At 55.5% G+C, this 22,676-nt stretch carries 18 protein-coding genes; 1 reads left to right on the top strand and 17 read right to left on the bottom strand.

The genetic code is table 11. The annotated features are described in order from the left end of the window. Positions 1 to 13: 13 nt before the first annotated feature. The 9 genes from E0E37_RS03510 to E0E37_RS03550 all read right to left on the bottom strand — a co-directional run bounded on the left by E0E37_RS03510 (position 14) and on the right by E0E37_RS03550 (position 9,862). Complete coding sequence (locus tag E0E37_RS03510) at positions 14 to 1,723, bottom strand: LytS/YhcK type 5TM receptor domain-containing protein (protein ID WP_130861585.1); 1,710 nt, start codon at positions 1,721 to 1,723, stop codon at positions 14 to 16. 168 nt (positions 1,724 to 1,891) lie between these two features. After that, a complete protein-coding gene (locus E0E37_RS03515) occupies positions 1,892 to 2,989 on the bottom strand; it encodes an asparaginase (RefSeq protein ID WP_130861586.1) in 1,098 nt (365 codons plus the stop codon). Between the two features lie 193 nt (positions 2,990 to 3,182). Further along, positions 3,183 to 4,076: a helix-turn-helix domain-containing protein gene (locus tag E0E37_RS03520; protein ID WP_130861587.1), complete on the bottom strand. Its 894-nt coding sequence runs from the start codon at positions 4,074 to 4,076 to the stop codon at positions 3,183 to 3,185. Positions 4,077 to 4,296: 220 nt separating this feature from the next. Continuing rightward, positions 4,297 to 5,025, bottom strand: coding sequence for an amino acid ABC transporter ATP-binding protein (locus E0E37_RS03525; RefSeq protein ID WP_130861588.1), 729 nt, complete (start codon positions 5,023 to 5,025; stop codon positions 4,297 to 4,299). Continuing rightward, on the bottom strand, positions 4,994 to 5,677 hold the full coding sequence (locus E0E37_RS03530) for an amino acid ABC transporter permease (protein ID WP_130861589.1): 684 nt from the start codon (positions 5,675 to 5,677) through the stop codon (positions 4,994 to 4,996). Before E0E37_RS03530 ends, E0E37_RS03525 begins: the two co-directional genes overlap by 32 nt. 129 nt (positions 5,678 to 5,806) lie before the next feature. After that, positions 5,807 to 6,625 carry a transporter substrate-binding domain-containing protein gene (locus tag E0E37_RS03535; protein WP_130861590.1) on the bottom strand — a complete coding sequence of 273 codons (819 nt, stop codon included), beginning with the start codon at positions 6,623 to 6,625 and terminating at the stop codon, positions 5,807 to 5,809. A 349-nt stretch (positions 6,626 to 6,974) separates the two neighbouring features. Next, positions 6,975 to 7,646, bottom strand: a complete 672-nt coding sequence (locus E0E37_RS03540) for a uracil-DNA glycosylase (RefSeq protein ID WP_130861591.1) — start codon at positions 7,644 to 7,646, stop codon at positions 6,975 to 6,977. Positions 7,647 to 7,829: 183 nt separating this feature from the next. Continuing rightward, positions 7,830 to 8,978: an elongator complex protein 3 gene (locus tag E0E37_RS03545; RefSeq protein ID WP_130861592.1), complete on the bottom strand. Its 1,149-nt coding sequence runs from the start codon at positions 8,976 to 8,978 to the stop codon at positions 7,830 to 7,832. Then, positions 8,978 to 9,862, bottom strand: a complete 885-nt coding sequence (locus tag E0E37_RS03550; protein WP_165445183.1) for a LysR family transcriptional regulator — start codon at positions 9,860 to 9,862, stop codon at positions 8,978 to 8,980. Before E0E37_RS03550 ends, E0E37_RS03545 begins: the two co-directional genes overlap by 1 nt. 257 nt (positions 9,863 to 10,119) lie before the next feature. Here E0E37_RS03550 and E0E37_RS03555 point away from each other — a divergent pair, with 257 nt between their 5' ends. Next, complete coding sequence (locus E0E37_RS03555; protein ID WP_330548533.1) at positions 10,120 to 11,529, top strand: YeiH family protein; 1,410 nt, start codon at positions 10,120 to 10,122, stop codon at positions 11,527 to 11,529. 170 nt (positions 11,530 to 11,699) lie between these two features. Here the strand turns inward: E0E37_RS03555 and E0E37_RS03560 are convergent, their stop codons facing one another. The 8 genes from E0E37_RS03560 to E0E37_RS03595 form a co-directional block, all read right to left on the bottom strand. Next, a complete protein-coding gene (locus E0E37_RS03560) occupies positions 11,700 to 12,014 on the bottom strand; it encodes a hypothetical protein (RefSeq protein WP_207302915.1) in 315 nt (104 codons plus the stop codon). 187 nt (positions 12,015 to 12,201) lie between these two features. Beyond that, the gene (locus tag E0E37_RS03565; RefSeq protein ID WP_165445184.1) at positions 12,202 to 13,566 is read right to left on the bottom strand and encodes an RCC1 domain-containing protein; all 1,365 of its coding nucleotides are present in this window, start codon (positions 13,564 to 13,566) and stop codon (positions 12,202 to 12,204) included. 1,074 nt (positions 13,567 to 14,640) lie between these two features. Continuing rightward, positions 14,641 to 16,047, bottom strand: a complete 1,407-nt coding sequence (locus E0E37_RS03570) for an MATE family efflux transporter (protein WP_330548534.1) — start codon at positions 16,045 to 16,047, stop codon at positions 14,641 to 14,643. 448 nt (positions 16,048 to 16,495) lie between these two features. Continuing rightward, complete coding sequence (locus E0E37_RS03575; protein ID WP_130861596.1) at positions 16,496 to 17,587, bottom strand: LCP family protein; 1,092 nt, start codon at positions 17,585 to 17,587, stop codon at positions 16,496 to 16,498. A 40-nt stretch (positions 17,588 to 17,627) separates the two neighbouring features. After that, a complete protein-coding gene (locus E0E37_RS03580; RefSeq protein ID WP_130861597.1) occupies positions 17,628 to 18,272 on the bottom strand; it encodes a lactate utilization protein in 645 nt (214 codons plus the stop codon). Between the two features lie 497 nt (positions 18,273 to 18,769). After that, on the bottom strand, positions 18,770 to 19,912 hold the full coding sequence (locus E0E37_RS03585) for an acyl-CoA dehydrogenase family protein (protein WP_130861598.1): 1,143 nt from the start codon (positions 19,910 to 19,912) through the stop codon (positions 18,770 to 18,772). 366 nt (positions 19,913 to 20,278) lie between these two features. Further along, positions 20,279 to 21,835 (bottom strand): acyl CoA:acetate/3-ketoacid CoA transferase, encoded by a 1,557-nt coding sequence (locus E0E37_RS03590; protein ID WP_330548535.1) that lies wholly within the window; start codon positions 21,833 to 21,835, stop codon positions 20,279 to 20,281. A 10-nt stretch (positions 21,836 to 21,845) separates the two neighbouring features. Continuing rightward, positions 21,846 to 22,631 carry an enoyl-CoA hydratase-related protein gene (locus tag E0E37_RS03595; RefSeq protein WP_130861599.1) on the bottom strand — a complete coding sequence of 262 codons (786 nt, stop codon included), beginning with the start codon at positions 22,629 to 22,631 and terminating at the stop codon, positions 21,846 to 21,848. Between the last annotated feature and the right edge of the window lie 45 nt (positions 22,632 to 22,676).

Here is a 22,676-nt window from a genome sequence, read left to right on the forward strand (position 1 = left end):
CCTCTCCCCATGATTATTCGTTCTCCCCGCCGTCGTCTCCCCGAGGAATAAAAATCCGCATGCTCGTGCCCTGCTTCGGTGACGTATCGATGCGCAGTCCGTTGTCCGGCCCGTATATATTCTGCAGTCTGCGGTGAACATTCATGAGACCGATTTTGTTTTCCGGCATATTTCCTTCCCGAAATGCCTTCAGAATGTCTTTCTCCATTCCGGGTCCGTCGTCTGTGACCCGGATCTCCGCGCCCTCCTGCCCGTCCCGAAGGACCGCGCGGGCGCAGATCGAGACCGTTCCGCCGCGGCCGTTCCACATGGCGCCGTGTTTTACTGCGTTTTCCACGATGGGCTGCAGAATAAAGCTGGGCACCATGCAGTCCAGCGTCTCCGGCACGTCCACGTTCAGCTGAAGTTTCTCTTCAAACCTGGCTTTTTCCAGAGTAAGATATGCGTTTACATATTCCATCTCCTCCTGCAGCGGTATCATGATACTGCCGGTCTGGAGCGTTCTGCGGAAATAATCTCCCAGCACCACCAGCAGTTCTCTGGCCCGCTCCGGCTTTTCGATGCAGAAGGCGGATATGGTGGAGAGACAGTTGAACAGAAAATGTGGATTGATCTGCGATTGCAGCGCGCTGAACTCCGCCCTCTGCAGAAGTTTTGTCTGTTCCTCCAGCCGTGACAGCTCCAGCTGAGTCGAAAACATCTTTCCCATGCCGTCGGCAAAACTCTTTTCTGTCTCGTTGGTCATACGGTAGCTCTCCACGAAAAAGACCACCGTGCCGACGATCTCCTCGCTGACGAAAAGCGGCGCTGCAATGGATGCAATGCTCTTCGCCGACGGGATCAGCTTCTTGTGAAAGGTTTCCTCTCTGACCATGGTGACCCGGTGCTTTTCCAGCGTCTTTTTCGCCGCTTCGGGGAGCTCCGAGCCGCCGCCCTGGATCAGACCGGGCGTCCCGCAGCTCACCACCTTCTCCCGATCGGTGATGACCGCGCCTTTGATGCCTGGAAGACCGGCGATGATCTGGATCGCCCGGTCCATGGCCTCGCTGTCTGAAAGCCCTCTCTTCATGTACGGCAGACAGCTGTTCGCCACCTCAAAGGCCAGCGAGGTCCGGCGGGCTGCCTCCTCGTCCATCGTCATAAAAACAGAATTGAAGACCGTGACAAACAGCGCCACGCCAAACGAATTGAAGGTGATCATGGGAAAAGCGATGATCTTTACCAGATCAAAGGCCGCGTCAAAAGGCCGTGCAACCAGCAAAATGATGATCATCTGGCAGCACTCCGCCGCGGCCGCCACCGCGAAGGCAAAGATCCAGTCGTTTCCCGACTTCCGGTATCTGGTCTGAAACAGACCGCCGATCACGCCCTCCGCCACCGTGGAGATGGCGCAGGCTACCGCGGTAAAACCGCCGATGTCGATGGCCCACCTGTGGATCCCGGCGATGAGACCGGCCCCCACGCCCACGATGGGACCGCCCAGCAGACCTCCAGCCACCACGCCCACCACCCGCGTGTTGACGATCGCCCCGTTCACCTGCATTCCCATATAAGTTGATATAATGCCCACCGCTCCAAAAAACACGATGAGAAACAATTTCAGCATCCAGTCGCCGCGGTTGTTGATGATAAACTCTCTCACCAGCGGCATCTTTGTGACGAGATACGCCATCAACACCAGCAGACCGACGTTAAACAGCATATTTCTTAATATTTCTGTCATTCCTTAACCCATGCCCGCGCCGGCCTGCCACGGCCCGGCGCTCCGCATTCCTCCATCCCTGTTTTGCTACACAATTATCATACGGGAGAATAGGAAAAAAGGCAAAACTTTTTTGTCCTGCCTCTCACCTGCGGCGGCGCCCCATGCCCCCTGTCCTTCGCGGGATGGCTACAGTAAAATGTCTTCGTTCACCGCGGTATAAAACAATTCTTTTACCCGGGCAAAATCCCGGGTGACGGCCAGGATCCACATAAGCTTCGTCACTACGGCTTCCAGCGTCATATCGTAGGCCTGCAGTACAGGGTAGTTTTTCAGCGCCCGCAGCCCCACCTCATAGATGGAAAGATCGCTGCCCTCCAGCATGACCTGCGTTGTGATCACCACGATCTTCCCCTGATCCGATAAGCACTCCAGTTTTTCCAGAAAATTTCTCTGATCGTGGAAGGGGAGCCCTCCGGCGCCGTAGCTTTCGATCACGATCCCTGCGTAACGCTCGCCGATATAATCCAGCACATCCGGCTCCATGCCCGGCGTCAGCTTCAGGGTGAAGATGCGCGGGTATAGGCCCCGGTAAAACACCGGGCCGCCGGTTTCCGGCTCTCCGGCCGTAGACCGGGGATCTGCGGCGGAATCTGCGCTTTTCCCCGCGCCGCACCTGCGCCCTGCGCCGGCGTTGTATGCAGCGCTCCCCGCGCCATTTCCTCCGTGCAGATAATGGGTGATACGGTCGTCGCCGATAAAGGCCAGGCAGGGGTAATTGATGCTCTCCATGGCGCTGTAGCTCTTGCTCCGCGTCTTTTTTCCCCTGGTGCCGAGTATGGCCTTTCCGTCAAAAACGATCGTCACGCCCGAAGCGCAGTCTTCGCTGGCGTACCGCAGACTGTCCCGCAGATTCTTTCTGGCGTCGGTTATGTACGCGTCGATAGGCTTCTGAGCCCCTGTCACCACGATAGGTTTTCGGCTGCCCTGGATCAGATAGGAGAGGGCTGCGGCGGTATAGGTGAGAGTATCTGTGCCGTGGGTCACCACGAATCCGTCGTATTTCTCATAATTCTCCTCCAGAGCCTGCTCCATCATCAGCCAATGTTCAGGCTGGATATTGGTACTGTCAATGCTCAATAACTGCAGCGTATCCACATGACAGATACTGGAGGCGTCCGGTATATACGCCATGAGTTCCTCCGGGTCCAGCCCCGGGGCCAGCCCCTGTTCCGTCTTCGTGCAGGCGATCGTGCCGCCTGTGGCGATCAATAAGATCCGTTTCATCTTTCTGTCAGCCCTCCCTGTCCCTTCCGCAGCTGCTTTCTGCCGCAGCTGCTTCTGCCGCCGGTATCGTGCTGCGCCGCCCGGGGCTCTGCGCCATTCCCGGGCGGCCTTTGCCGTCCGCCGCGCTGCCGTGCGTCGTCATCGTTTGAGTGAAGTATACATCACGGTTCATCCGGCGTAAAGCGGCAATTTCTCACCGCTCCCCCTCCTGCCCCAGGGTACAGACAACGAGTTCGCTTTTCATTCCGTTCAGCTCTATTACGTTATCCGATTCCTGCACATCAAAGGCATCTGCCGGCTTTCCATCCTTTTCAAAGGAAATGCTGGTGGCAATGCCCTTCTTAATGACTGCAAAACCTGCGTCTGCGGGGACAGTAATTCTTGAGGTGGCGGATATCTGATTGATCTCGACTGCACCGTTCAGACTCGTACAGAGGATATTCATGTCCAGATTACAGTTTATTTCCACATTGCCGATCACCTCGTCCAATACAACATTAAAAGTTTTTGCGTCAAACTCAATGCTGTCGCACTCAAGGTCATGCACCTCAATCGCTTCCGCGTTTACCCCACACTCGATCTTTCCCGCATAAGGCGACGGGATCTGGACAAAAATATGCAGCGCTTCTTTTGCAGCTGCTTCTGTCACTCCATTTTTACGGCTCAGATCCACATCGATACGCTTTCTTGTATCATCGATCTTCACCTTAAAATCACTCTGAAGCGCCGGCAAGGTGTTGGACGTTAAGCGGACGCGGATTTTCTCACCTTTATATCCGGACAAGATCAATTTTTTTGCTCCGCCGAATTTCATATCATAGTGCTTCTGTTCGGCAATGTCGTATTCCGTTACACTTTCAAATAAGAAATCCTCCGTCTTCTTTGTTCCTGTTTCATTGGAAAGCAATTCATCAATAGAAATATCAAACAGGGCGGAGATCGCCATAATATTTTCAACGTCGGGGATACCCGTATTGGTTTCCCATTTTGTGACCGCCTGTCTGGACACCCCAAGTTTCTCAGCAAGCTGTTCCTGTGAAAAACCAGTCTGTTTACGGATCGCTTTCAATTTTTCTGCAAATGTCATTTTCCTGACCTCCATTTTTATGATACGTCAAGTATAGGAAATCATACTTTGCATTACAAGCAAGAGTAGATTGCATTCTGATTTTTTATGCTACTTTTCGTGGCATTCAGCAGGCGGGCGCCGATCGTTTACGCTTTTGATGATAAAAAAACTCCGGACAGGTATCCGCCTGCCGAAGCTTTTTCTCTTTCATCGTATTCAGATTTTTCTGCGCCTTCCGCTACAGTACGCTGTTCAAAAAGGCGATAGTCCGTTCATTCTGGGGATTTCCAAAGATGTCTTCCGGTCTTCCCTGTTCGACGATGACGCCGCCGTCCATGAATACTACCCGGTCCGCCACCTCTCTGGCAAAGCCCATCTCATGGGTGACCACGATCATGGTCATTCCCTGCTCCGCCAGCCGCTTCATGACCGCCAGCACGTCTCCCACCATCTCAGGGTCCAGCGCGCTGGTCGGCTCGTCGAAAAGCATGACGTCAGGGTTCATGGCAAGGGCCCTGGCGATAGCCACGCGCTGCTGCTGGCCGCCGGACAGATTGTCGGGGTACTCGTCTGATTTGGAAGCCAGACCTACCGTTTCCAGCAGCGCCACGGCTTTTTTATCCGCTTCCTCCTTCGTCATCTTCTTCCGGTCCACCGGCGCCATCATGACGTTCTTCTTTACTGTCATATGGGGAAACAAATTGAACTGCTGAAACACCATTCCGATATTTTCGCGCAGCTTATTGATGTCCTGGTGCTTGTCTGTGATCTCGTGATCGTCCACGATGATGGTGCCGCCTGTGGGCACCTCCAGCGCGTTGATGCAGCGAAGAAGCGTGGATTTTCCCGAACCCGAGGGGCCGATGACGCAGACCACTTCGCCGTCGTCCACGGTGAAGTCGATATCTTTCAAGACCTCCAGATCGCCGAAGCACTTACGAAGATTTTTTATTTGTACTTTGACCATAGGAAGTCCTCCTCTCCACGTAGTTTGCCAGCTTTGTCAGCAGGAATACGACGATGAGATAGATCGCGCCCACCGTGGTCCAGATGATCGTGGACTCCATATTCCTTGCGGTAATGATCTTTCCGGCCTGAAAGATCTCCGCCACGCCGATGGCGGACAGAATGGATACGTCCTTCAGCGAAATGATCACCTGATTGGTCAGCGAAGGGATCGAGCGCCGCAGCGCCTGAGGAAGGATGACCTTTCTCATGGCTGTGCCGTAGGGCAGCCCCAGGCTGCGCGCCGCTTCCATCTGTCCCTTGCTGATCGACTGGATACTTCCCCGGAAAATCTCCGCCATGTACGCGCCGGCGTTCAGGCTGATCGTGATGATGCCCACGAGATTTTTGCTCAGCTTAAAAGGCAGAAGCTGCGCCACGCCAAAATACAGGAAAAATGCCTGCACCAACATGGGCGTTCCCCGGATGATATAGATGTACGCTCCCGAGACCGCGCTGAAAATTTTGAAGCGCGAGATCCTCGCAAGGCAGGCGATAAGACCGATGATAAACGCGATGATAACGCCGAACAGCGTCATCTGGATGGTCAGCGCCATTCCCGTGCAGAGTTTCGGCAGCGCCTGTGTCACAACTGATATCACATGCTCAAACATATATGCCGCTCCTTAACCAATTCTTTCTCAAATTGCCGCGGACCGCCGCACGTGCGGTGGTCCGCGGTATCCCGCCCTTCTCCGCAGCCGTCATTTCGGCCACGAAGGCGGATCGTTCACTTTTACAGCCTACTCGGCATCGGCTCCATCTTCAGCTCCATCATCGCCCGCGACTTCCGTCACGATATATTTGTCCAGGATCTCCTGATATTTGCCGCTGTCCCTGAGATTTTTCAGTCCTGCGTTGAACATTTCGATCAGTTCCGGGTTCTCGCCCTTCAGGACCGCAAAGCCGTAAGACGAACCGCGTTCCATTTCAGTTACGATCTTCAGTCCGTTGTTCTGGGACACACCGTAGCCAAGAACCGGATAGTCCTCAAAACAAGCCACGGAATTTCCGCTCTTTACGTCCTCATACATGAAAGCAGAGTCCTGAAGATGAGTCATTTCGAAGCCATACTGATCAGCGATGGATTCTGCAAAAGCCTCGCCCTCCGTACCGATCTTTACAGCCACGGTCTTTCCTTTCAGATCTTCGTAGCTCTTGATCGTATCATTGTCCGCCGCGATGCCCATGACCACGCCGGAATCGAAGTACGGCTCGGAGAAATCATACTTTTCCTCACGGTCGGGCTTAATGCTCATTCCCGCGATCACACCGTCCACCTGACCGGCTTCCAGCGCCTGGCAGGCCGCGTCGAATCCCAGGATCTCCAGCTCATACTTAAAGCCCTGGTCCTGGGCGATGGCATCCAGAAGTTCCATGTCGATGCCCACGAAATTGCCGGCCTCGTCTTCAAATTCAAAAGGCGCAAAGGTGGTATCCGTTCCGATGGTATAAGTCTTTTCCCCGTCTCCGTTGCCGCCGTTGTCGCCTCCGCATCCCGCAAAAGCGGTCAGAACCAGCGCCAGAACAAGGAATAATGCAAGTAATCTGCTCTTTTTCATAATGATTCTCCTTTTCTCCTCTTCTCTTTTTTACACATCTTCGGCGCCGGCGCGTCTCCTGCCGCGTCCCGCCTGCACGGCGGCCGCGCCTGACCCTTCGTCAAGCCTGCGTTTCGTCCGCCCTGCTTCTGTCGCTACCCGGGGCCTGATGCTCGCACTGCAAAAACAGGCTGCCTCCCCAGGGAGGAGCCCCGCGGAAACATTACCATGCTTAACTATTATTTTACTCCTTTTGTATACAAAAGTGCAATGTGCAATAGTGCTCTAAATTGTTCTAAAATCGCTTTTATGCATGCAATAGGCCCGATTGTATGCACTTATCCGATTTTCGATGGGCCAAAAAACCTTTTTACTCCGGAATACGCCAGTCTACCGGTCCTTCCCCGCATTCCTCCAGAAAGCGGTTGGCCTTGGAAAAATGCCGGCAGCCGAAAAAGCCGCCCGAGGCGGACAGCGGGCTGGGATGGGCAGCGGTGAGGATCAGATGCCTGGGGTTCGTGATCAGTGAAGTCTTCGACCTGGCGTTGCCGCCCCAGAGCAGGAAGACGATGGGTTCCTCCCGATCGTTGAGCAGAGAGATGATCTTGTCGGTAAAGATCTCCCATCCTTTTCCCCTGTGGGAATTTGCCGCACCGGCCCGCACCGTGAGCACAGTATTCAAAAGCAGCACGCCCTGCTCCGCCCAGGACTGCAGATACCCGTGGCCGGGCGGCTGGATCCCCAGATCGTCCTGGATTTCTTTAAAAATATTGACCAGCGACGGTGGCTGAGGAACGCCTTTCTTTACCGAGAAGCACATTCCGTGGGCCTGTCCGGGGCCGTGGTACGGATCCTGTCCCAGGATCACCGCCTTTACCTTTTCATAGGGCGTAGCCTTCAGCGCGTTGAAGATATCGTACATGGAAGGATAAATACGCCTGGTCTTATATTCTTCCACAAGGAACTCCCGAAGCTTCAGGTAATACGCTTTCTCGAATTCTTCTTCCAAAAGCCCGTCCCAGTCATTTCCGATGTTTACCATAAAAACTTTCCTTTCTTAGTATGTATCTTTTTTTATTTTACTTTCGCGCTTTTTCCGCTGGGGACCTGGGAAAAACGTCTGCCTGCCGCCGCCTCGGCAGCTCTGCGGCCACCAATGCTTTTCCCGCGGACCCGGGGAAGACGCTCTGGCCGCCGATCCGGCCGCCTTAACGATCCAGCGACCTTAACGATCTGGCCGCCGGCCCGTACGCTGATCCCACTCCGCCCGGTAGCGTTCCTGTCCCAGACTGTCGTCCCTGCAGAAACGGAAGAGCAGCTCCGGGTACTTCTCCTCAAAATAGGCGCGGTTGCTGCCCCGGTTGCCGATCATGTCGGAAAAACTTTCCCCGCAGCTCGAAAACAGGACGCGCCGCCGGCTGTTCCCGCCGCCGGGCGCCGTCCGTTCCCGCACTTGCGACCGTTCCTGTCCTGCCATCCGTTCCCGCTCTTCCGGCGGTCTCCCGGTTCCTTCGGCCAGAAGGGCGGTCAGCTGCCTCTCCAGTTCCTCCTTGGCAAGCTCCGCGCAGATCAGCTGCCGAAAGGCTGGATGATACGTCTCCGCCACAGCTGCGCTCCCCTCTTTGCCGCTGATAAGATCGGTGCTCTTCAGCCCGACGCGGATGACATTGACGCCAGCGTCCCGCAAAATACGGTACATTTCTTTCGTCACATCCACCATAGCCTCCTGGGAAAAAGGCTGAAACCGCCCTGACTTCCAATCCTCGTAAAGGGCCGTCTCCTTCAGGATCACCGTAGGGTAAAGTCTTGCCACAGCAGGTTTCATCCCCACAGCCTCCCTGACGGAATAAAGGGACTTTTCCTTTGTATCTCCCGGCAGGCCGATCATCAGCTGGATGCCAAGTTCAAATCCGGCTTCTCTGATCTTCGCCGCGCTTTCATATACGATCTGCGGTCCGTGTCCCCGGTTGGACCGCCGCAGGACCTCCGGATCCAGCGACTGGACGCCCAGCTCAATGAGATCTACGCCCCAGATCCTCAGGTTTTCCAGTATTCTGTCGTCGATATAATCCGGTCTGGTAGAGAGCCGGATCCTCTGCACCAGTCCCCGGTCCTTATATTCCTTCGCCACAGCGAGATAAGCCTGCTGTTCTTCCAGAGGGATCCCCGTAAAACTGCCGCCGAAAAAAGCGATCTCCAGCGTGGAAAGTCCACGGCCCAGCAGTGTGGGCAGATATTCTTCAATGCGTCCCCGCACATCGGAGATCTCGAAGGGCTTCTGCCTTGCCGTGATCTTTTTCTGATTGCAGAAGACACAGTCGTTGGGACAGCCCTTGTGAGGTATAAAGATGGGAATGATCGCATTTTGTTTCATCAGGCTTTCCTCTTCCTTTCACTTTCCATGTGGAACAGGACCTTCTCTGCCGCTCTGCTGCCGAGACCGTTTTTCAGCCAGACAAAATGAAGGGGATGACTCACATTGTAATTGAGCGGCTGTAAGAAACAGAGTTCTCCTCTCTTCACTTCCTCCTCCGCCACAGCCTCGTACATAAAAGAGATCGCGTTCGATTCCCTGAGCAGTTTCTTGATCATCACGAAACTGCTCATCTCGATCCGATGGTCAAAGGATCTGATCGAATCGTTCTGTTCCCGGAGATAATTCTCTAAAATATCCCGCGTACCCGAACCGGATTCCCGCAAAAGCAGCGGATAGGTGTAAAGCTCCTCGATTCGCATATTTCTGCCTGCCAGAGGATGGGACGAGGCGGCTACCGGGCGAAAATCGGCGCGGCAAAACTCTTTGTACGCGAATAGTTCCCGATCGAAATTTCCCTCCACAAAAGCACAGTCCAGCTGCCCTTTTACCAGCCGTGAGAGCAGCGTCTCCGTGTTGGCCACGGAAATGCGCACCTTGTTTTCCCTGTCCAGTATATATGAATTCAGTGCCGGCTGCAGGTAATAATCCGCTGCAGAGAGTGTGGCTCCGATACGCATGGGGCTTTTCATCCCGTCGATCCTGGAAATCAGCAGCCTCTCGTTGACCTGCTGCAGCAGCGCATATTCGTACAACGCTCTTCCTCCCTCCGTCAGACGGAAGGAACGCCCGGAAAACTCCACCAGCCGGCAGCCATAATGCTCCTCCAGACGGTGGATCTGCTGCGTCACCGCAGGCTGCGTCATATGCAGCACATCGGCCGCAGCCGTATAGCTCTTTGTTTCCACCACTTTTAAGAAAGTGACGATTTTCAGATCCAGCAAGTGAACTCCTTTCCCCCCTGTTTCGCGGGTAGTGTACAAATATCATAACATATATTTATTATATATAAAATATGATAATTTGAATTTATGATATGACAGGATTATACTGGGTTCTGACGATAACTATTGCGAACACCAGATAAAGCGTGTTTTCCGGTCCCGGACCAAGGGGCCCGGCGCAGATACAAGAAGACATAATATTACCAGATACATTGTTCCGGTAATTGCAAAACCCAATCTGAAAGGAGACCAATGCCATGAAACCTGTCCAGACCTCCGTCGACGCGAACATGACCGCCGACGCCTCCGCCGCCGCTATTCAAACTCCCGCGGAAGCAGCCGCAGCTGCAGCTGCTTCTGAGTTATCCGCAGCCGCATCGGAACTTTCTGCCGTCGCTTCCGTAGCAGCATCAGAATTTTCCACTGTCGCTTCCGCAGCCGCATCAGAATTTTCCACTGTCGCTTCCGCAGCCGCATCGGAATTCTCCACCGCTGCCTCCGCAGCCGCGTCGGAGTTTCATGCCGCCGCAGCAGTGGCCGCAGATCTGACGAACAACGCCAAGACCGCAGTCCATACCCATGCCGCAGCCCCCGCTGCCGCCGGCACGCTTCCAGGCGTTCTGCTGTGTCTTGCCATCGCGGCTCCGGCCTGGTACCTGGGACTCCGGCTTCCCATTATCGGCGGACCTGTTTTCGGCATTCTGCTGGGAATGCTTCTGGGAGCCACCGCATTGAGCGGGGTCCGCTCCGCGTCTGCTTCCGCAGGCATTAAATTCACGTCGAAAAAAATACTGCAATATTCCATTATCCTGTTGGGATTCGAAATGAATTTATTCAATGTGATCAAGGTAGGCAGCCAATCCCTCATGGTCATGCTGTTCACCCTTTCGGCTTCTTTCCTCACAGCATGGATCGCCGGAAGAGCGCTGAAGATCGATGGAGGAACCATGACGCTCATCGGCGTGGGCACCTGCATCTGCGGCGGTTCGGCCATCGCGGCCACCGCCCCTGTCATCCGGGCCAGCGACGAAGATGTGGCTCAGGCGATCTCCACGATCTTCCTGTTCAACATTGCCGCCGTATTCCTCTTCCCGGCGCTGGGGCACGCATTAGGTCTCACAGACATCGGTTTCGGAATGTGGGCGGGGACCGCGATCAACGACACTTCCTCCGTAGTCGCCGCCGGAGCGTCCTGGAGCAGCGCGGCGGGAAACAATATAGCTCTGGATTTCGCCACTATCGTAAAACTGACCCGCACACTGATGATCGTTCCCATCACGCTGATACTGGCGATCTACACCGCCGGAAAAGCGAAGAAAGCGGCCGCTGCTTCAGCGGCAGACGGCGCAGCCGCAGGCTGTGAGGGCGCAGACAGCCAGATGGCTGAGAACACCTTCAGCTTTGCCCGCGTTTTCCCCTGGTTTGTCTTGGGCTTTATCGCCACGGCGATCATCAATACGTTTGCCGGAATTCCCGTGGAGTTTTCCCACGGGTTGGCGACCTTTGGAAAATTCCTCATCGTTATGGCAATGGTGGCCATCGGGCTGAATACTGATCTGAAAAAATTGTTCACCAACGGTCTTCGCCCTATTGTCCTGGGACTCTGCTGCTGGTTCGCCGTAGCTTCTGCTTCCCTCATCGTCCAGCACTTCATGGGAACGCTGTGATCGAAGTTCCCGATTATGATCGGACCTCATCAAATCCGCAGGATTATAAAACCGGAACCGTCCCTGTATCCCCCACAGGTACGGTTCCGGTTTTTATTTCACAGTGAACGGCAGCCGGTCATCTCTATGCGCCTGCCTCCCCCCGCGCCGTCCTCTAAACCGTCCGACGTCTATTCCCAATCTTCGTCCCAGTCGTCCGCCGGCCCTGCCGATTCCTCGTCCATACGGCGCAGCGGTCTGCGCCGATCCGGCTTTTCCACCGGCTTCGGCATGGTTGCCAGGATCCGCATAAACTTCGTGATCAACGGAACATAGGTCGCGACAAAAACAGCCATAGCCCCAAAGATCACAGGCTTTTTTGCCTTTTTGGGAAGAGCCGCTCCGATCATCAGACCCACGGAGCACAGACAAAGCTTTACCAGCGCAAAATCTTTCCAGTCAGATTCCTGAACATAGACATTTGCCGTATTGATTATTCGTTTCACTTGTTCTCGCCGCCTTTCCCCATCTCCGCCCAAAACGGTACACACACGTCCGGATCGGAACAAAGACATACACCAGTTTACACCAACTTACATTTTTTATAAGTCCAGTATACCACGAAGGCATCCGGGGGCAAAGTTTTATTTCAGAAATTTCCTCTGGCCCGCCGAAGTGTATATATAGCGCCCCTCATCCTTTTCTCCCATATTGGATCCGAAGGAGCACAACGGCGCCGGCGAAGACAAGGGCCATGGCCAGCCAGGCCGCTTCATCATCGGCTCCGCCTCCCCCTGAGCCGTGGGTCTCCTGACCGGTTTCCAAACCTGTACCCGATTCCGAGACCGATCCCGCTCCCTGGACCGGCCCTGTTCCCGGACTTTCCGGCGCTCCCATCCCCGGCGGGTCTGGCTGTTCCCCCTGGGACAACGAACTCCCTTCCGGGAGATAAGGCGTCACCGGCTCCGTGGGCTCCGCCGTTTCCGCGATGACCGCCACCCCATCCAACAATTTGCGCGGATAGAGACTCATCTCCTTCTCTTCGCTGTAAGGGCTGTAAGGATCGAATCCTGTGATCCACAATTCACCGGTTTTGGTAACAATGCAGACGCCGGTTATATCATAATTGTTTATGGCGTATGCCACGCCGTCCATCAACTTTACAGGGACCGTTTTATCTTCTGTGGTCCCATCTCCTATCCTGCCGTGATTCTCACCCCACAGCCATAAACTTCCGTCCGTCTGAACGATAAGTCCGTAATCACAAAATCGGACGCCCTCCATCACCTTTTCCGGGCCGCTTTTTCCGTCCTGCGGTATTCTCCAGAGACTGTTATCCGTCAAAATCATAAACAGTTCATAACCCGTAAAGCAGGCTGATCTCACATTTCCGGCGATCCTCACCGGTTCGTTCCACGATACCGGACCTGCAGCCCCCCTGATATTCATCCGGTCTCCCCACCCGTACAAGACCCCGTCCCTGCCGATGGCCAGACTGGCATAGCCGTCTGCCCGGGCAAAGACCGCATCTTCCATGATCTTGACCGGCTCATAGCTGATCTTCGTTGTATCTACCGGATTTTCCACCGCCCCGTCATTACTCAGCCCCCAGGTCCAGACGCTGCCGTCCTTCTTCAGCGCAACGCAATGAAAAACGCCCACAGACGCCATCTGTACGTCTCTCATGACCGGCACCGGCCGCTGAGTCGTATCGGCTTCCGCGCTGACTTTGCCTAAAAGCCCGAAGGCCCCCGGGCCCCATCCCCAAAGCTGTCCGTCCCGCGCCACAGCCAGACATGCAAACTGCCCTGTTGAAACGGAGGAAATGTCGGGAAGATACACCTGCGACGGCTTCTCTATGCTGACCAGATCCCCCTGCCGGTCGATATAATAACCTTTCGTCACATCCGTATGCGGGGCTATAGGCGCGTCGGATGTTTTTCCCGTTCCTGCAAACACTGGCGCAGCCGCGCCCATAAACGCAACTGCCGCTGCCAGACTTATCGCTGCGGTCATACTCATCGCTGCGGCTATGATCCCCCGCCGCCTCATACTCATACTAGTCCTTATCCCCATCCATCTCACCCCGTCTCTCATTATTTATTCGATCCGCTGCCTTAAGCATATCGCTCTTCATTGGATCCGTCAATAAAATGCAGCCAGGTCCGGCCAAGCCCGGCGGGACCTGGCGGGCCCCGCGACGCCTGGCACAGCCTGCACGGCTCACAAGGTCCGCAAGGCCCCCGCAGCAGCATTCTACAAACTTCGAAGGGCCAGCAATTCCGGCCAGGTCCGCAAGGGCCAGGCAACGCCCGCAAAGCCGTGCCAGGGTCCGCAAGGGCACTGCAACGCCTCGCCAGAGGTCCACAAGGCCCCCGCAACGCCCGCAGCGCCTCGCCAGGTCCACGCACTGCAACGCCCGGGACATCTGGTGAGGTCCGCAAGGCCGCGGGATCCGGCCTGATGCCGATTCCTTCTTCCTCGCTGATCCGATCCAGGAGCCTTGGATGATCCGGAGCAGATCCATTTCATTTAAAACTCCGGATAGGTGAAATCACTGAGAAAATGCCGTTTTCACCTATTTACACGCCAAAATTGGCATAAATCTCACGGATCTGAGAGTAAAATAGGTGAAAAACCGTAAAAACAAATAATATCACCTATATTCTTTCGCTGTTTAGACAAATTCCAGAAAAAATCATAGATTTCACCTAAATGCTCTGTCCCCCGACGCCCGGTCCCACCCCAGCAGACCGCGGACGCAAACGCCAACTGGCAGATCCAAGCCGCGTCCGTAGCCGCCAACTAGCATACCGCAGACCGCAGGCCGTAGCCGCCAACCGGCAGACCGCAGGACGGGGCCGGTGACTGAACGCACGTACCCGCGCCGAATCATCCGCCAGGGGGTGGGGGGATCGCCCCACCGGCTCCGCGCTAAACGACCCGGGCCAGCGTAAGAGCCAACCGCCGGGGGGACCCACGCCCAACCAACCGGCCGGGGGTTTGAGAAAACCGCCCCACCGGCTCCGCGCTGAACGACCCAGGCCAGCATAAGCGCCAACCGCCGGGCACCGAATACCCGCTCCAAAACTCCAAAGCCAGCGTTGCAATCATCCCGCCGGGCCGCAGACCTTAATAGTCGGTACCTGCGCCGCGGGCTGCGGCGGCCGCTGCTTTTTCTTTCCAACGGCTGCTGAAATAATATGTTGTGCCCACGAGGGCGGGAACGACTGAAGCCAGACATTCAGCCCAATATATCCCCATAAATCCTCCGCTGAGGACGGTCCCCAGCAGCCAGCTCAAAAACAGCCGCAGCACCAGCGAGTGAAGCAGCGCGTTGCACATGGCGAAAAAGGAGTCGCCTACACCGGTAGCAAAGGAATCTATGGTGTACATGACAGCATACACAAGACAGTTCAGCGAACAGCAGACGCGCAGATAGATCACGCCCTGCCGCACAGTTTCCGGATCACTGTCGAATACGGAAATGATCTGCTCCGCGAAGGTCTGGACAAAAAGCATCATGAAAAAAGTAGCGCCCAGTGCCAGGAACACACCGGCGCGGGCTGTTTTTCCGGTGCGGCTCAGATCGCCTGCGCCTGCGTTCTGACCGGCCATAGCGGTCACCGCCTGACCCACGGCCCAGCAGGGCATGGCTGCAAAGGTGTTTACCTTCAGCCCGGCGCCCGCAGCAGCAGCCACCGTCACGCCAAAACCGTTCAGCATGCCCGTAACCAGCAGATAGGACAGGTTCAACACCGCCATCTGGATCGCTGCAGGCAGACCGACCCGCAGAATCGCCGCGCAGACAGACGCATCTGGTCTGCCGTTCTCCCGGAAAAAACGGATCAGCGACCCCTTTCGCGCCCCGCCGGTAAAACCGCTGAAAAAGCCTCGCCTGAAAAGATGGACCAGCGCTGTCACAAAGGAGAAGCCCTGGGACAGAACGGTGGCCAGCGCTGCTCCCCGCGTACCCATTTCCAGCGGTCCCACCAGTATCAGATCCAGCGTCACATTCAAAACGGAGGCGACCGCCACAAAGATCAGAGGACTTGACGAGTCTCCCAGTCCCCTCATCACCGCGCAGACCGCATTATAGCCGAACACAAATACTGTTCCCAGACACATGATCTGCATGTAGCTCACTCCGTGAGGCATGGCCGCCTCCGGAAGATTCATCCAGCAGAGCGCCGGTCTGTACAGCAAAAGTCCCAGCCCTGTGACGAGGACCGCAGCGGCAGCTGAGATCACAGCCAGCATGCAGATCGTACGTCCCTGCCCCGCCCTGTCCCCGGCGCCTTTAAACTGTGCCGTAAGTACAGAACCGCCTGTGGTCACACCTGTGCAGACTGATTGGATGATAAAGCTGATCATGGCCGCGCTGCTCACCGCCGCCAGCCCCGGACTCCCCGTAAAATTTCCCACCACCGCCATGTCCACAATACTGTATCCTGACTGCAAAATATTGGCCGCCAGAATAGGAAGGGCAAATTTTATCAACTGTACCGGCACTCCGCCGGTAGTCATATCACGTTCCATTTCCATTCACTCCTCAACAGAATTTACAGGAGCGAAGCTTTTCAAAACCAAAAAATAAAAAACCGCAGGCATCATATCAATAAGCATCTGCGGTTTCATTTCTCTGATCGACCCTACGGCAAAACAGCCCGGCAGTCAGTCCCTGCAGCTTTCTCTAAGCGCCGCAGATCCACCAGGTTCTTTCGCCGATGAAAATAGATATCCTCGCTCCGCACAATGTTTCATCGTATCCATTTGTCCGGAGCATATCCAATGCAAAGTTTCACGCTTTTCCTCACTTTTTCCCAATCGCGGCCAGCGGCTGCGGTACCCTTTGAGCGCCAGCGGCCAGCGGCGGCAGTTGCTGTTTGAGCGCCCATCAGCAGCATCAATTGCTGTTTGCGCACCCGCCACCTGCCGGCATCAATTGCCCTTTGCGCGCCGCCCCCTGCCGGCGGCAGTGCAGCGTTTAAGCGGCGCTTCCCGCGCTGTCGCCCGGCTCGCCGGAGCCGGCCGCACCGCCCCCATCATCTTCCCCGCCGGCATCTGTGCGGTCATATATCTCTTTCAGCATTTCCTCCACGCCGTCTTCGTCCAGGACCCACACGGAAGTTCCCTCCCGCATTTTGGGCTCGCCTGGCAGCGTATAACTTGTAATACTATCTGATTCAAGTCCGCCGGCCTTCGTCACCAGCTTCCAGACCATGTCCATATCCAGATCGCTCTCTACGTTATCCATGACGGCGCCGACCACCTTCGGAAAATTAGGTCCGAGCGACTGCTTAAACGCCGCTTTCATGAAAGCCTGGTGGGTCTCCATGCGCCCTACATCCATACTTCCATAATCCTTATATCCCTGCCGTTTGTACCAGGGATTGGTCTGACGGAACCGCAGGAACTGGACTACATTCTTTTTCGTCAGGAGCTGTTCCCCCGACGGTATATCGATATGGAGCTCGTGTCCTTTCGTGGTATCGTCGTATTTCATGTGGAAAGGCACGTTAAATTTGACGCCTCCGATGGCGTCCACGATGTTTGCCACACCTTCATAGTCGATCAGCATATAGTAGTGGATCGGCATTCCGTCCAGCACATCGCTGACCGCTTTGGCCACTTCCGTGACCCCGCCTTTCTTGCTGTGATAGATAGAATTTATCTTGCTCCAGGCGCCGGAATAGCCGGGCCGCGGATAATAAGTGTCTCTGGGCACGGAGATCAGATCCACCCGCTGATTCTTCATATCGTAGCTGGCTACCATGATCGTGTCCGTCAATCCGTCCGCCGAACCGAGAAACATAAAATTCGCCCGTTCCGACTCCCCGAATTTTTCTACGAATTCATCCTTTTCCGTCAGTTCCGGATCTTCTTTCAGTACCGCCTCGTTCTCGAAAACTTTTTTCTCTCCCAGGGCCGCAGCCGCCGCGCGCACTCCCGTCACCAGCACAGCCAGCACCACCAGAGCAATAAATACGATCATAAACACTCTGGTCTTTCCGCTGTCTGTCTGGTCCGCCGCCGCGTGTCTGCCTCCCCTGACTTTATTGTGTCTATCCGCCCGCACGATCTCTCCCCTCTCTTATTCCCCAATACTCCGTATCCCGCTAAAATCCAAGAGCTTCTCCCACCACGATCACCTTGATCCGCTTTGCCGGACGGCACATTCTCGTGGTCACGATATAACTGCAGATGCAGTCCGGAGACTTGCAGTTTCCACAGGTGCCGTTCACCGAGCAGGGCGTCTTCATGCCCGGAAATCTCTGTGCGTTGATCGGCGCCGCGGTTCCGCGGGCGCGGGCATACGCATCCTCCACCGTCTGCACGATCTTGTTCACACCCGCCAACACGATGACGCTCCTGGGTCCAAACGACATGGAAGCCACCCGGTTTCCGGTGCCGTCGATATTCACCAGCTGCCCGTCCTCGCTGAGAGCGTTCGTCCCCGTCAAAAATACATCGCAGGTCAGTCCCCGCCGCATCATTTCCGTTTTTTCTTCCGGCGTATCCACTGTATCCCGGTCCAGCAGCGTATAATTTCCCGCCCGCAGCTTATCCTTGATACCGGTCTCGTCCACGCTGACGGAACCGCCCCAGGAAATGCTGGATCCTTCCGGAATGAGACTGAGAGCCAGCTCCGCGGCTTCTTCCTTTGTATCGCAGTAATACGCTTCAAAATTCCTGCCTCCCAGCGCCTTCACCACGGACGCGCCCAGCTTTTTTACTCTTGTTTCCACTGCCTGACTGCTCATGTTACGTTTCCCCCTTCTACTCCCGCGCCGACCGCGCTGTCCCGTTCTCTTTGCCGGCAAAAAAGTCGGACAAGCCTGACGTTTTTTGTCGTATATTGTTCGAAATATTATACACCATATCCCCGGCTTCCGCAACGCGTGTTTTAACGACTTCCTTTTTATATATTTGCTGCTGATAAAACTCCGCCGATTTGACTGGAATTTTTGGATATCGTATCGAAAATTGAAGGCCGAGAAGGTACAAAATTATTTATCGAATACCATGTGCCTGGGAATATGCATAGGGGTTGCAGTTTCCGCTTCTTTTCATATTAATATGGGGAATGAGCGTCGGCTTGGAAATACTTTGGGCGTAACAGTTGGAATGGTGGTCAAAAAGAAATAGAGAAAGAAAAAGACCAGATCGGCACCGGTCTCCCAGTCCGTCTGGTCTTTTCGCCGTCGTCTTTCCGCCGGCTCGTTTTGTGTTTATTTTGAGTTTACGCTCTGCACAGTTCTTATCTGAAGATGCCGCCGCTGATGACCAGCTTCTGGATCTCGTTGGTTCCCTCGTAGATCTGGGTGATCTTGGCGTCTCTCATCATCCGCTCCACGTGGTAATCCTTCATGTAGCCGTTGCCGCCCAGAAGCTGCACGCACTCCGTCGTCACATGCATAGCCGCGTTGGTGCAGACCAGCTTCGCCTTGGCCGCCGGAATGGTGTAGGGACGGCCCGCGTCCTTCTCCAGCGCCGCCCTGTAAAGGATGTACTTGGCCTGCTCGATCTCCACCTCAAGCTCCGCCATCTTAAATGCCAGATACTGCTGCTTGGCGATGGGCTTTCCGAACTGGATCCGCTCCATCATATACTTTCTTGCGATCTCGAAAGCGCCCTCGGCGATGCCCAGACCCTGAGCCGCCACGCCGATCCGGCCGCCGTCCAGCGCCTTCATGGCCGCCTTGAATCCCTGCTCTTCCACGCCGCCTAACAGATTTTCCGCCGGTACGATCATATCCTCGAAGAACAATTCCGATACCTGAGCCGCGCGAATGCCCATCTTATTCTCGATCTTGCCTACACGGAATCCGGGGAAGTCCTTCTCAACGATAAAGGCGGACAGACCCTTCTGGCCCTTTTCCGGATCGGTCAGAGCGATGATCAGGAAGATATCCGACAGCGGTCCGTTGGTGATAAAGCACTTGGACCCGTTGATCACGTAGTGATCGCCCTGCTTTACGGCCACCGTGCGCACGCCGCCGGCGTCGGAACCTGCGTTGGGTTCTGTCAGTCCGAAGGAGCCGAAGGATTCACCGGAAAGGATCCTGGGAATATACTTTTTCTTCTGTTCTTCCGTGGCGAAGTTATTGATGCCGCCGGCGCACAGGGAGGTAGCTACGGAAAAAGAAATACCCATGGAAGCGTCTACCTTGGAGATCTCCTCCACGGCCAGCACATAACCCATGTAGCCACCCTCGGAGCCGCCCAGTTCCTTGGGGAAGGGCAGACCCAGCCAGCCTCTCTTACCCAGTTCCTTAAAGGCTTCTACCGGAAACTCGCTCTTTTCGTCCCGCTCGATCACGCCGGGCAGAAGCTCTTTCTCCGCAAACTCTCTTACACTCTGCTGCAGCATCTGCTGCTGTTCTGTCAGTTCAAAATTCATATTGTTCTCCTTTCATACCACGGCTGAGATCAGCGCCGCAGCCCACAGATCAGGCAGTACGCTTACAAGGACGCTCCTCATGCCTTAAGACGCCCGGCAGGGCCGCTTTCCATCTTAACAAGATGTTTGCTCGCAAATACTTAGCATGCAATTTATTTGTTAAGCAAATAATATCAGGAGATGTTTCAATTGTCAACTGCATTTTGTGGTATTTATCTGTTCAATTTTTTGCCTTATCTCTAGAAACGAAGATCACCCACAGGATTAGCCGGTGTAGAAGTAGATCTTGCATTAGGAGAGACAGACTTTACTCTTGCAGAAACGCTCGGTCCTGATTCCCGGCATCATCGCAGATTCTCTAAACCTTTACTTGACAGCCATAGGTCTTTCCAGAAAAATGCATTTCTCCATCTGTTTTAAATTCGCTGAGATGTGGGGCGTGAAATCCATATGTGCAAGGATGTCCTTCTCCAGATCCACCCCCGGCGCGATCTCTGTCAGGTACATGCCGTCGCTGCGCAGTTCAAACACGGCCCGCTCCGTGATGTACATCACCGGCTGCCCGGTCTGCGCCGCATATTTCCCGCTGAACGTGATCTGCTCCACCGCCTTTACAAATTTCTTCTGCCTTCCCTCCTGAATGATCTCCAGGCTGCCGTTGGCGATCTTCACTTTCAGCCCTTCCGCCGTGAATGTGCCGCAGAAAAATACCCGTTTGGCGTTCTGTGTAATGTTGATGAACCCCCCGGCTCCCGCGATCCGCGGACCGAATTTGCTCACATTGATGTTTCCCTCTTCGTCCGCCTCGGCCAGGCCCAGAAAGGCCAGATCCACTCCTCCTCCGTCGTAGAAATCAAACTGGACCGCCTGATCCATGATCGCTTCCGGATTCATACTGGCTCCGAACTGACTTCCTCCCATGGGCACTCCGCCCACCGGGCCCGCTTCCACCGTCAGCACCATATCGTCCCCGATTCCCTCCTCGTTGGCCACCCTGGCGATATATTCCGGCGCTCCTATGCCCAGATTCACCACCGCGTTCGCCGTCAATTCCATCGCCGCTCTGCGGGCTATGATCTTCTTCGGCGACAGCGGCACCGGCTCGATGCTCCCCAGCGGCGACCGGGTCTCCCCTGTCAGCGAGGAATCGAACTCCCAGCCGAAGCACTGCTCGTGATCTTCAGGCGACGCCACCACCACGCCGTCCACGTAGATTCGGGGGATCTTCACCAGTCGCGGGTCCAGCGTTCCCGCCTTCACGATCTTTTCCACCTGCACGATCACCGTGCCGCCGCTGTTGTGACAGGCCTGAGCGATCGCCGCAGCGTCCAGCGTCCCGATCTCCCGCTCCAGCGAAATATTTCCCAGCTCGTCGGACAGACTCCCGCGGATGAACGCGATGTCGATCGGAACACTTTTGTACAGCAGACGCTCCTGACCCCCTATCTCGATCACCTCCACCAGATCCTCCCTGGTGATCTCGTTGAGCTTTCCTCCACTGATCCGGGGATCCACAAAGGTCTGAAGGCCCACGTGGGTGATCGTTCCCACCCGCTTGCCCGCTATGTCCCGAAACATCTGGGAGATCGTTCCCTGGGGCAGATTGTACCCTTCGATCTCATTCCTGATGACCATGGCTCCCAGGTTCGGCGCCATATTCCAGTGGCCTCCGATCACCCGTTTCACCATCCCCCTGTGGGCGAAATGATCCGCGCCGCTTCCATCCCGGTTTCCCTGGGCCGCCGCGTAAATCAGCGTCAGTCCCTCGGGCTTTCCCGTCTTCAGAAACCGCATCTCCAGACCCTTGGACAGCGCTTCCGGGCAGCTGCTTCCCACAAATCCGCCCGTTACGATGGTCTGTCCGTCCTGCACCAGCTCCGCCGCTTCTTCCGCGCTCATCACTCTGACTTTCTTCATCGTCATTCGCCCCTCTCTAGAAGAAATCGCGGAACTCTGCCGACCGCTTTTCCAGAAACGCGCTCATTCCTTCTTTCTGATCCTCTGTGGTGAAGCACAGCGCGAACAATTCCGCCTCGTATTTGAAAGCCGACTCCGTATCCATATTCATCCCGTCGTTGACCGCGGCCTTCGCCAAACTCACGCCGAACATCCCCTTGCTCATGATCTTTTTCGCCAGATTCTCACACTGCTCCATCAGTTCCTCCGGCTTTACCACCCGATTAGCCAGACCGATGCGCCAGGCCTCGCCTGCGTCGATGGGCTCCGCCGTGAAGATCAGCTCCTTGGCGATCCCTCTGCCCACCAGCCGGGGCAGCCGCTGAGTGCCGCCGAAGCTGGGCAGGATCCCCAGATTGACCTCCGGCTGACCAAACTTCGCCTTCTCGGAAGCCACCCGCAGATCGCAGGCCATGGCCAGCTCGCAGCCGCCGCCCAGAGCGAAGCCGTTTACCGCGGCGATGACCACCTGGGGCAGATGTTCGATGGCGGAGAAGACCTTCTGGGCCTTCCTGGAAAACTGCTTCGCCTCCGCTGGGGACTGATCCCGCATCTGGGCGATATCCGCTCCCGCTACAAAGGCTTTTTCTCCCGCGCCGGTGATGATCACGGCGCGCAGATCTTTTCGTTCGGCGATGCATGCCGCCGCGTTTCCCAGTTCGTCCAGGGTCTCCCCGTTCAGCGCGTTCAGCGCCTTCGGCCTGTTGATGGTGATGTATCCGATGCCATCCTTTGCCGCAAATAAAATATTCTCATACTGCATGGTTTGTCTCCTTTCACGCATTTGAGAGAAAGATCCGCGCTGCCG

This window comes from Bacilliculturomica massiliensis (assembly GCF_900605495.1).
Lineage (GTDB): Bacteria > Bacillota > Clostridia > Peptostreptococcales > Anaerovoracaceae > Bacilliculturomica > Bacilliculturomica massiliensis.